Here is an 8355-nt window from a genome sequence, read left to right as displayed (position 1 = left end):
GGTGATGCCTGGCGACAATGTAGAAGTGACGGGTACCTTGATTACCCCAATTGCAATGGATAAGGAACTTCGGTTTGCGATAAGAGAAGGTGGCCATACTGTGGGCGCCGGTGTCGTTACCGAAATATTGGAGTAAAATAAAGATGGCGAAACAAACTATACGCATCAGTCTTAGGGCTTATGATCATACACTGATCGATAAATCCACTGAAAAAATTGTCAGAACAGCGAAATCGACCGGTGCGATTATTTCTGGCCCTATTCCTCTGCCAACAAAGCGTTCAATTTATACGGTTCTGCGTTCGCCTTTTGTAGATAAGAAATCGAGAGAACAATTTCAAACAAAGGTTCACAAGCGCCTTATTGACATTTTGAATTCCACACCTAAAACGGTGGAATCGCTCATGAAATTGGATCTTCCAGCTGGAGTTGACATCGAAATAAAAGTATAATTATGCGCGGATTAATTGGAAAAAAAATAGGAATGACCCAAGTATTCACTCAAATCGGTGATACAGTTCCAGTCACCGTGCTGGAAGTTGGCCCCTGTGTCGTGACTCAAGTTAAAAATGAAAAATCTGACGGTTATAATGCTGTACAGATTGGATTTGGTGAAAAAAAGAAAAAGCATTCTAATAATCCTCTCAATGGTCATTTTGACAAAGCTGGAACAACGCCCAAAAAATTACTTTTTGAATTTGAGCCAATTGCTGGTGTGAATTACAAAACAGGACAAATATTTAAAGCTGATTTATTCAGAGAAGGCGATATTGTTACAGTGTCGGGAATTTCAAAGGGAAAAGGCTTCGCCGGTGTTATGAAACGTCATGGATTTGCTGGTGGACCAAAGACTCATGGCCAAAGGGAACATCCTAGATCTGCTGGTTCTATTGGGCAAGCATCTTACCCATCACGCGTTTTTAAAGGGATGAAAATGGCTGGACAAATGGGAAATAAGAAAAGTACAACTCAAAATCTTGAAATTATTCAAGTAAATGTTGACAGTAATCAAATTGCCGTTAAGGGTGCCGTCCCAGGTGGAAAAAATGGATATATCACAATTTCAAAATAAATATGAAGCTGACCATTTATAAATCTGACGGAAATAAATCTTCATCATCCATCGTAGTTGATAAAGGTATTTTTGGTATTGAACCAAATGAATCAGCAGTACATCAAGCTGTGATAGCGGAACTTACTAATTATCGGCAAGGCACCAGTAGTTCGAAAAACCGAGCACGCGTGCGAGGGGGCGGACGAAAACCGTTTAATCAAAAAGGTCGTGGCGGTGCTCGTGCGGGTACAATCAGGTCGCCATTGTGGGTTGGTGGCGGTACTGTTTTCGGACCTGAGCCAAGATCGTATTCTCATAAACTTCCCAAAAAGTTAAAACGTCTTGCTCGGAAATCTGTATTATCTGATAAGGCTTCGAAAAAAGGAATTATGGTCGTTGAAGATTTTAAACTTGAATCACCAAAAACCAAAGATATGGTCAAAATGTTATCAGATTTAAATATCAAAGGTCGAAAAGTATTGATTCTGCCTGAAGAGGTTTCAGAAAACCTTCTTTTGGCTACAAACAATATACCGGGCGTTTTTGTTGTAAAAGCGGATTATGCCAGTACGTACGATTTCATTGAGAGCGATACGTTACTTTTTACAGAATCTGGTCTTAAAATTTTGAATAAATCTCTGGGAGAAAAAGCCTAATGAAGCTGTCTCATGAAATTTTAATTCGTCCCTTATTTACAGAGAAAATGAGCCGACTTGAAGATACCGAGCGGAAATATGCGTTTCAGGTTGACCCGGATGCTAATAAATTGGAAATAAAACGGGCAGTTGAGGATCAATTTGATGTAAAAGTATTAAAAGTTTCAACATTGAATCGAAAAGGAAAGGATAAGCAGATGTCAGTTCGCAGTGGTGGCAGAGTGATTCGCACCCGCGGACGTCGATCCAATTGGAAACGTGCTGTCATTACCCTTGCCGAAGGGTTTACTATTGATCTTCTTAGAGGAGAGGTGGCCGACTAATGGGAGTTCGCGCACTAAAACCCAATACGCCTGGAACCAGATTTTCGACTCGTTCAGATTTTGCAGAATTAACTGCATCCAAACCAGAGAAGAGTCTTACTGCCGATCTAAGAAAAACCGGTGGCAGAAATAATAAAGGTAGGATTACTGCTCGTCATCGTGGTGGTGGTCATAAAAGACGGTATCGCATCATTGATTTTAAACGAAACAAAGATGGTATTCCAGCTAAGGTAGCCACAATTGAATACGACCCAAATCGATCTGCAAACATTGCCTTGTTACATTACTCTGATGGAGAAAAACGATATATTCTTTCGCCTTTCGGATTGCGTGTTGGTGATTCACTTTTATCCGGAGAAGAGGCACCCTTGAGAATTGGAAATTGTTTATTGTTGAAAGATGTGCCTACAGGTTTATTCGTTCATAATGTAGAGCTTGAGCCGGGGCGGGGTGGACAAATGGTCCGAAGTGCCGGTGCGGCAGCTCAGGTGATGGCACATGAAAAAGAATTTACAACTCTGAAACTTCCATCAAGTGAAATAAGAATGGTTCGAAGTAATTGCAGAGCTACAGTAGGCGAGGTTGGGAATAAATCTCACGAGCAGATTGTATCCGGGAAAGCTGGTAGATCAAGATGGCTTGGGCGTCGTCCTAAAGTCCGTGGAGTAGCTATGAATCCTGTTGACCATCCAATGGGTGGAGGAGAGGGAAAATCTTCTGGAGGTCGTCATCCTACTACTCCATGGGGAAAACCAACAAAAGGTTACAAAACCCGGAATAAGAAAAAGAAATCAAACGTTTATATTGTGAATCGGAGGAAATAAGATGGCACGTTCTCTGAAAAAAGGTCCTTTCGTGGATGTTAAATTATTAAAAAAAATTAAGGCTATGAATGAAGGCGAAAAAAAGAAGGTGATAAAAACGTGGTCAAGACGATCTATGATTACACCTGAATTTGTTGGGCATACGCTTGCCGTCCATAATGGGAATAAGTTTATTCCCGTCTTTATTTATGAAAATATGGTGGGGCATAAATTGGGTGAATTTGCACCGACGAGAATATTTAGAATGCATTCGGGAGATAGAAGCTAATGGAAGCTCGAGCAATCAGCCGATATATTCATCAGTCTCCACGAAAAATTCGAATTGTTCTGAATGAGGTACGAGGCCAGCGAGTAGGTGATGCTTTAAATTATTTACACTTTTCACCGGTTAAAGCGGCTCAAATAATTGAAAAAACGGTACGGTCTGCTGCGGCTAATTTAATTCAGGTTGCAGATAAGGAAAATGTTGATCCTGATAGTTTAAAAGTGAAAGAAGCTTTTGTTGATGGTGGATCTTACATGAAACGGTTTAGACCTGCCTCGCGAGGAAGAGCTATGAGAATTAGGCGACCATCAAGTCATTTAACAATCGTTGTTAGCGACGAGAAAGAAGATAATTAATCTATGGGTCAAAAAACACATCCAGTAGGATTTAGACTTGCGGTAAATAAAAATTGGCGATCCAATTGGTTTGCTAAAAAATCGATGGCCGAAAATTTAGAGGAAGATGTGAATATCCGTAAATATTTGGCTTATAGATTGCCAAACGCAGGCGTATCTAGGGTTGAAATCAGCCGGTCATCTAAGGTAGTAACCGTTACGATTTATACTGCGAGGCCAGGTATTGTTATTGGGAAAGGCGGAGAAGAAGTAGGACGTCTAAAAGAAGAAATTAAACAATTATCGAAAACCACTGATGTTCAAATAAATATTTCTGAAGTAAAGCGCCCTGAACTTGATTCTGCGTTGGTAGGTGCGAATATCGCCCACCAGTTAATTAAAAAAATATCCTATCGACGCGTCGTAAATAAAGCAATTCAATCCACAATTCGAATGGGAGCTGAAGGTATCCGCGTTAATGTTGCTGGTCGGCTTGGGGGTTCTGAAATCGCCCGAAGCGAAAAATTTTCTGAGGGACGCGTTCCCTTACACACACTTAGATCTAACATCGATTATGCGTTAACCGAAGCTCAGACGCAGTACGGTGTTATTGGAATAAAAGTTTGGATATGTAACAAGTAATAACGATGCTGGAACCGAAAAAAACTAAATACCGCCGTCATCATCGAGGAAATCGTCGAGGAATGGCAATGCGTGGGAATCATGTAGCGTTTGGGAGTTATGGTCTTAAAGCAGTTGAAGGTGGTTGGATTACTGCTCGCCAAATTGAATCAGCTCGTATAACCGTTGCTCGAGCAGTTAGAAAAATTGGAAAAATGTGGATTCGTATTTTTCCGGATAAGCCGATTACTCAAAAACCTGCTGAAACTCGGATGGGTAAAGGAAAAGGTGCACCAGAATATTGGGTTGCAGTTGTGAAACCTGGACGGATTTTATTTGAAGTTGAAGGTGTAACAAAAGAAATAGCTGAGGAAGCATTTTATGCAGCCTCGAGCAAACTACCCGTTAAAACTAAAGTGGTCGAGCGGAGAAAAATATGAAGCGTAGCGAGATTATAGGTATGAATCGGATGGAATTAAAATCTAGACTTCAAGATAATACAGAGGCGCTACGGAATTTACGATTTCAAAAAGCGATGCATCAGTTAGAGAATCCGCTTCAACTCAGATATTTAAGACGAGAAATCGCACAGATTAATACAGTGTTAAAAGAATTGGAATTAAAAATAAGATCCAGCGGAGAGGCGAAAAACTCAAATGATTAAAGCACGCAAAAGGCAATCCCTTGTTGGTGAAGTTGTGAGCGATAAAATGGATAAAACTGTTGTTGTGAAAGTTACACGGCAGGTGAAACATCCTATTTATAAAAAATATATTAAACGATTTAAAAAACATAAAGCGCATGCCGGATCTGTGACACCCAAAATGGGTGATATGGTAAAAATTACCTCAACTCGGCCTTTGAGTAAAACAATCCGATGGCAAGTAAGTGAAATTATCAGGGAATCGGTATTGATTAACGAATAAATATGGTACAACAAGAAACAAGATTAAAAGTGGCAGATAATTCCGGAGCAAAGGAAGTGCTTTGCTTCAAAGTTTTGGGAGGTTCTAAACGCCGATATGCATCTTTGGGAGATCAGATTGTGGTTACAGTGAAAAAAGCAATTCCCGACGGAATGGTTAAAAAAGGCGAAGTCAGCCGCGCCGTGGTGGTTCGCACTAGAAAAGAAGTGCGTCGTCCAGATGGTTCTTATATTCGGTTTGATGATAATGCTGCCGTTTTGCTAACCAGCACCGGTGATCCAAGAGGAACCCGAATTTTTGGTCCCGTCGCCAGAGAATTGCGTGACGGTGGTTATATGCGAATTGTTTCAATGGCGCCGGAGGTCATATAAAATGCATATTAAAACTGGCATGATCGTCAAAGTAATTCGCGGCAATAGTAAAGGACTTGAAGGAAAAGTACTCCATGTCTTTCCAAAGCGACAGCGCGCTTTGGTTGAAGGTATTAATTTTATTAAACGCCACACTCGTCCGAGTCAGCAAAATCAAAAAGGTGGAATTATTGAAAAGGAAGCTCCAATTCATATTTCAAATTTGATGGTTGTACACGGTGGTAGTCCGACTCGCATTGGATATAAAAAACTTGAAGATGGGTCGAAAGTTCGGATCGCCAAAAACACTGGCGCAGAAATAGATTCCTAAAATGGCTGAAAAAAATAAATCTAAACCGAAATTGAAAGTTGTGAAAAAGACGGCAGACTATACTCCTGTGTTTAAAAAACGATATTTTGATGAAGTTATCCCGAGCATGACAGCACGTTTTGAATATTCAAATGTAATGGAAGTACCGAAGATCAGCAAAATTTCTATCAATATGGGAATTGGCGATGCCAAGATAAATTCAAAAGCTTTGGAAAGTGCCGAGAAAGAACTTGCAATGATTTCTGGGCAAAAATCCGTAATAACCAAGTCTAAAAAAGATATCTCAAATTTTAAAATCCGTCGTGGATTTCCTGTGGGGTGTAAAGTGACGCTACGCGGATCCAGAATGTTTGAGTTTTTTGAACGGCTGGTTTCCATTGCATTACCTCGGACCCGTGATTTTAGAGGACTCTCATTCAAATCATTTGACGGACAGGGAAATTATTCATTTGGTATTAAAGAGCAGATTATATTTACTGAAATTGATTATGATAAAATTGATAGTATTCGCGGAATGGATATTTCTATTACTACAACAGCCGGGACGGATGATGAAGCTTATTGGCTGTTAAAAGATTTTGGTTTTCCCCTGAGAGTAAAACCTGTCAAATCGAATCCGATCGAAACCATTAATGGAGAAGCCTAATGGCAAAGAAATCACTTATTAATAAAGCGAAATTAAAACCTAAATTTTCTACCAGGGCATACAACCGATGTTTTAATTGCGGACGTCCGGATGGGTACTTGCGAAAATTTGGATTGTGTAGAATTTGCTTTCGCGAAATGGCATTAAAAGGTGAAATCCCGGGTATAACTAAGGCGAGTTGGTAAGGAGATAATTTATTATGTCAATGAGTGATCCAATTGCAGATATGTTGACCCGCATCAGAAATGGTCTAGCTGTTAATAAACGGTGGGTTGATATTCCTTCGTCTGCTTCCAAAAAACGCATCGCGTTTGTTTTGCGTGAAGAACGGTATATTAAAGATTTTATGTTTGTGGAAGATGGTCATAAAGAATCTGTCAGAGTTTTTCTAAAATATGATCACAAAGGTGTTGCTGTGATTAGAGGAATCGAACGTGTAAGCAAACCTGGACTTAGAGTGTATGTTTCATCCAAGGAAATACCTAGGGTGAGAGACGGGCTTGGAATTTCGATTTTGTCTACTTCTCAAGGTGTTGTTTCTAATAAAATCGCCAAAAAAATTAATGTTGGCGGTGAAATCCTTTGCAATGTGTGGTAAACCATGAGCCGAATAGGTAAACAGCCAATTGTAATTCCAGATGGTGTCAACGTTACCGTTCTGGATAATAGCGTTGATATCAAAGGTCCCAATGGAAATTTGAATGTCCCTTTTCATGCAGATATGATTGTTAAATACGAAAATGACAAAATTTTGGTAACGCGGCCATCAGACGAAATGCTGCATCGTGCTCTCCACGGTACAACCCGTCAAATTATTGCAAATGGTATCACAGGCGTTTCTGAAGGATTTTCCATTGAACTAAATATTATTGGAGTTGGTTACCAAGCGAATATGCAAGGAAACAGACTTGTTCTTCAATTAGGCTATTCCCACGATATAATTTTTGATCCGCCAGAAGGTATTAAAATTGAAGCAAAACGTACTGACATTAAAGTGTCTGGTTTTATGAAAGAACTTGTTGGTGAGGTAGCAGCGAAAATTAGATCATTCAGGAAACCCGAACCCTATAAAGGGAAAGGAATCCGATACAAAGATGAATATGTAAGAAGTAAGCAGGGTAAAACAGTTGGAGGAGCAGAATAATGAGTCGTGAATCTCGATTAAAGATGAAAAAAATTCGCAGGCGCAACCGAAGCAAACCTATGAATTCGCAACGTCTCAGGCTTGTTGTTCACCGGAGCTTGAATAATATTTCAGCACAAATAGTCGATGATAATGAAGGTGTAACTCTTGTGTCGGCTTCTTCTCAAGACAAAGATTTGCAGAAAGATATAGTTAAAACTGGGTCAAAAGTTGATCAAAGTAAATTGGTTGGCACTACACTGGCAAAAAAAGCATTGGAAGCAAAAATAAAAGAAGTTGTATTTGATAGGAATGGATATCCATACCATGGCCGGGTAAAGGCACTTGCTGAGGCGGTTCGTGAAGATGGATTGGAATTTTAAGGAGAACATCGGTGGGAATGATTAATCCAGCAGAATTAGAACTGCAAGAAGAGACAGTTGTTCGTGTCAACCGTGTTGCGAAGGTAACAGCACATGGAAAACGTTTTAGATTTGCTTCTATAGTTGTTATAGGAGATGGAAAAGGACATGTAGGTATTGGACAGGGTAAAGCCAATGAAGTAATGTCATCTATAAGTAAGGCGAAGGAAGATGCGAAACAGAATTTGGTGCGTATTCCCGTTGTGAATGGGACAATTCCTCATAAAATCATTGCAAAATACAGTGCGAGTAAAGTGATGCTAAAACCAGCTGCACCGGGGACCGGCATCATCGCAGGAGCTGCAGTTCGCTCAGTAATGGAACAAGTTGGTATTCATAATATTCTGACGAAAAGGTACGGATCTAGTAATTCCCTGAATGTTGTGAAGGCAACTTTAGCAGCACTTGAATCTCTTGAGGATGCCGTTATGATCGCAAACAAGCGCGGTATGAAAATCAAAGAAGTTTTTGGAAATTAA

General features: G+C 40.0%; 20 protein-coding genes. All 20 read left to right on the top strand.

The features are described from left to right. A partial coding sequence (gene tuf, locus HOD97_06795; protein MBT4281304.1) for an elongation factor Tu occupies nucleotides 1-136 on the top strand: 136 nt, incomplete at its 5' end. Nucleotides 137-143: 7 nt separating this feature from the next. Continuing rightward, nucleotides 144-452: a 30S ribosomal protein S10 gene (rpsJ, locus tag HOD97_06790; GenBank protein MBT4281303.1), complete on the top strand. Its 309-nt coding sequence runs from the start codon at nucleotides 144-146 to the stop codon at nucleotides 450-452. Between the two features lie 2 nt (nucleotides 453-454). Continuing rightward, a complete protein-coding gene (gene rplC, locus HOD97_06785; protein ID MBT4281302.1) occupies nucleotides 455-1072 on the top strand; it encodes a 50S ribosomal protein L3 in 618 nt (205 codons plus the stop codon). Between the two features lie 2 nt (nucleotides 1073-1074). Further along, nucleotides 1075-1710 (top strand): 50S ribosomal protein L4, encoded by a 636-nt coding sequence (gene rplD / locus HOD97_06780; protein MBT4281301.1) that lies wholly within the window; start codon nucleotides 1075-1077, stop codon nucleotides 1708-1710. Then, a complete protein-coding gene (gene rplW / locus HOD97_06775) occupies nucleotides 1710-2033 on the top strand; it encodes a 50S ribosomal protein L23 (protein MBT4281300.1) in 324 nt (107 codons plus the stop codon). Before rplD ends, rplW begins: the two co-directional genes overlap by 1 nt. Continuing rightward, nucleotides 2033-2857, top strand: coding sequence for a 50S ribosomal protein L2 (gene rplB, locus HOD97_06770; protein ID MBT4281299.1), 825 nt, complete (start codon nucleotides 2033-2035; stop codon nucleotides 2855-2857). Before rplW ends, rplB begins: the two co-directional genes overlap by 1 nt. A 1-nt stretch (nucleotide 2858) precedes the next feature. Then, nucleotides 2859-3125, top strand: coding sequence for a 30S ribosomal protein S19 (gene rpsS / locus HOD97_06765; GenBank protein ID MBT4281298.1), 267 nt, complete (start codon nucleotides 2859-2861; stop codon nucleotides 3123-3125). Next, a complete protein-coding gene (gene rplV, locus HOD97_06760) occupies nucleotides 3125-3478 on the top strand; it encodes a 50S ribosomal protein L22 (GenBank protein ID MBT4281297.1) in 354 nt (117 codons plus the stop codon). Before rpsS ends, rplV begins: the two co-directional genes overlap by 1 nt. A gap of 3 nt (nucleotides 3479-3481) precedes the next feature. Further along, nucleotides 3482-4099 (top strand): 30S ribosomal protein S3, encoded by a 618-nt coding sequence (gene rpsC / locus HOD97_06755; protein MBT4281296.1) that lies wholly within the window; start codon nucleotides 3482-3484, stop codon nucleotides 4097-4099. 5 nt (nucleotides 4100-4104) lie between these two features. Continuing rightward, on the top strand, nucleotides 4105-4518 hold the full coding sequence (gene rplP, locus HOD97_06750; protein MBT4281295.1) for a 50S ribosomal protein L16: 414 nt from the start codon (nucleotides 4105-4107) through the stop codon (nucleotides 4516-4518). Beyond that, a complete protein-coding gene (rpmC, locus tag HOD97_06745) occupies nucleotides 4515-4742 on the top strand; it encodes a 50S ribosomal protein L29 (protein ID MBT4281294.1) in 228 nt (75 codons plus the stop codon). Before rplP ends, rpmC begins: the two co-directional genes overlap by 4 nt. Then, nucleotides 4735-5004 carry a 30S ribosomal protein S17 gene (gene rpsQ, locus HOD97_06740; GenBank protein ID MBT4281293.1) on the top strand — a complete coding sequence of 90 codons (270 nt, stop codon included), beginning with the start codon at nucleotides 4735-4737 and terminating at the stop codon, nucleotides 5002-5004. Before rpmC ends, rpsQ begins: the two co-directional genes overlap by 8 nt. Before the next feature lie 2 nt (nucleotides 5005-5006). Then, on the top strand, nucleotides 5007-5375 hold the full coding sequence (gene rplN / locus HOD97_06735) for a 50S ribosomal protein L14 (GenBank protein MBT4281292.1): 369 nt from the start codon (nucleotides 5007-5009) through the stop codon (nucleotides 5373-5375). A gap of 1 nt (nucleotide 5376) precedes the next feature. Next, nucleotides 5377-5685, top strand: a complete 309-nt coding sequence (gene rplX / locus HOD97_06730) for a 50S ribosomal protein L24 (GenBank protein ID MBT4281291.1) — start codon at nucleotides 5377-5379, stop codon at nucleotides 5683-5685. A 1-nt stretch (nucleotide 5686) separates the two neighbouring features. Then, nucleotides 5687-6331, top strand: coding sequence for a 50S ribosomal protein L5 (gene rplE / locus HOD97_06725; GenBank protein MBT4281290.1), 645 nt, complete (start codon nucleotides 5687-5689; stop codon nucleotides 6329-6331). Beyond that, nucleotides 6331-6516: a type Z 30S ribosomal protein S14 gene (locus HOD97_06720; protein ID MBT4281289.1), complete on the top strand. Its 186-nt coding sequence runs from the start codon at nucleotides 6331-6333 to the stop codon at nucleotides 6514-6516. The genes rplE and HOD97_06720 overlap by 1 nt, the downstream gene beginning before the upstream one ends. Before the next feature lie 14 nt (nucleotides 6517-6530). Then, nucleotides 6531-6929 carry a 30S ribosomal protein S8 gene (gene rpsH, locus HOD97_06715; GenBank protein ID MBT4281288.1) on the top strand — a complete coding sequence of 133 codons (399 nt, stop codon included), beginning with the start codon at nucleotides 6531-6533 and terminating at the stop codon, nucleotides 6927-6929. Nucleotides 6930-6932: 3 nt separating this feature from the next. Continuing rightward, nucleotides 6933-7475, top strand: coding sequence for a 50S ribosomal protein L6 (gene rplF / locus HOD97_06710; GenBank protein MBT4281287.1), 543 nt, complete (start codon nucleotides 6933-6935; stop codon nucleotides 7473-7475). After that, a complete protein-coding gene (locus tag HOD97_06705; GenBank protein MBT4281286.1) occupies nucleotides 7475-7837 on the top strand; it encodes a 50S ribosomal protein L18 in 363 nt (120 codons plus the stop codon). Before rplF ends, HOD97_06705 begins: the two co-directional genes overlap by 1 nt. A gap of 17 nt (nucleotides 7838-7854) precedes the next feature. Beyond that, the gene (rpsE, locus tag HOD97_06700; GenBank protein ID MBT4281285.1) at nucleotides 7855-8355 is read left to right on the top strand and encodes a 30S ribosomal protein S5; all 501 of its coding nucleotides are present in this window, start codon (nucleotides 7855-7857) and stop codon (nucleotides 8353-8355) included.

It is taken from the genome of Candidatus Neomarinimicrobiota bacterium (assembly GCA_018651745.1).
Lineage (GTDB): Bacteria > Fidelibacterota > Marinisomatia > Marinisomatales > TCS55 > JAAZYX01.
Note: the sequence above shows the minus strand (reverse complement) of the source record. Positions and strands in the feature narration are given on the sequence as shown.

Excerpts from the sequence above, each read along its gene's own strand:
- rpsJ (MBT4281303.1), top strand. The coding sequence starts at position 144 with ATGGCGAAACAAACTATACGCATCAGTCTTAGGGCTTATGATCATACA.
- rplC (MBT4281302.1), top strand. The coding sequence starts at position 455 with ATGCGCGGATTAATTGGAAAAAAAATAGGAATGACCCAAGTATTCACT.
- rplD (MBT4281301.1), top strand. The coding sequence starts at position 1,075 with ATGAAGCTGACCATTTATAAATCTGACGGAAATAAATCTTCATCATCC.
- rplW (MBT4281300.1), top strand. The coding sequence starts at position 1,710 with ATGAAGCTGTCTCATGAAATTTTAATTCGTCCCTTATTTACAGAGAAA.
- rplB (MBT4281299.1), top strand. The coding sequence starts at position 2,033 with ATGGGAGTTCGCGCACTAAAACCCAATACGCCTGGAACCAGATTTTCG.
- rpsS (MBT4281298.1), top strand. The coding sequence starts at position 2,859 with ATGGCACGTTCTCTGAAAAAAGGTCCTTTCGTGGATGTTAAATTATTA.
- rplV (MBT4281297.1), top strand. The coding sequence starts at position 3,125 with ATGGAAGCTCGAGCAATCAGCCGATATATTCATCAGTCTCCACGAAAA.
- rpsC (MBT4281296.1), top strand. The coding sequence starts at position 3,482 with ATGGGTCAAAAAACACATCCAGTAGGATTTAGACTTGCGGTAAATAAA.
- rplP (MBT4281295.1), top strand. The coding sequence starts at position 4,105 with ATGCTGGAACCGAAAAAAACTAAATACCGCCGTCATCATCGAGGAAAT.
- rpmC (MBT4281294.1), top strand. The coding sequence starts at position 4,515 with ATGAAGCGTAGCGAGATTATAGGTATGAATCGGATGGAATTAAAATCT.
- rpsQ (MBT4281293.1), top strand. The coding sequence starts at position 4,735 with ATGATTAAAGCACGCAAAAGGCAATCCCTTGTTGGTGAAGTTGTGAGC.
- rplN (MBT4281292.1), top strand. The coding sequence starts at position 5,007 with ATGGTACAACAAGAAACAAGATTAAAAGTGGCAGATAATTCCGGAGCA.
- rplX (MBT4281291.1), top strand. The coding sequence starts at position 5,377 with ATGCATATTAAAACTGGCATGATCGTCAAAGTAATTCGCGGCAATAGT.
- rplE (MBT4281290.1), top strand. The coding sequence starts at position 5,687 with ATGGCTGAAAAAAATAAATCTAAACCGAAATTGAAAGTTGTGAAAAAG.
- HOD97_06720 (MBT4281289.1), top strand. The coding sequence starts at position 6,331 with ATGGCAAAGAAATCACTTATTAATAAAGCGAAATTAAAACCTAAATTT.
- rpsH (MBT4281288.1), top strand. The coding sequence starts at position 6,531 with ATGTCAATGAGTGATCCAATTGCAGATATGTTGACCCGCATCAGAAAT.
- rplF (MBT4281287.1), top strand. The coding sequence starts at position 6,933 with ATGAGCCGAATAGGTAAACAGCCAATTGTAATTCCAGATGGTGTCAAC.
- HOD97_06705 (MBT4281286.1), top strand. The coding sequence starts at position 7,475 with ATGAGTCGTGAATCTCGATTAAAGATGAAAAAAATTCGCAGGCGCAAC.
- rpsE (MBT4281285.1), top strand. The coding sequence starts at position 7,855 with ATGATTAATCCAGCAGAATTAGAACTGCAAGAAGAGACAGTTGTTCGT.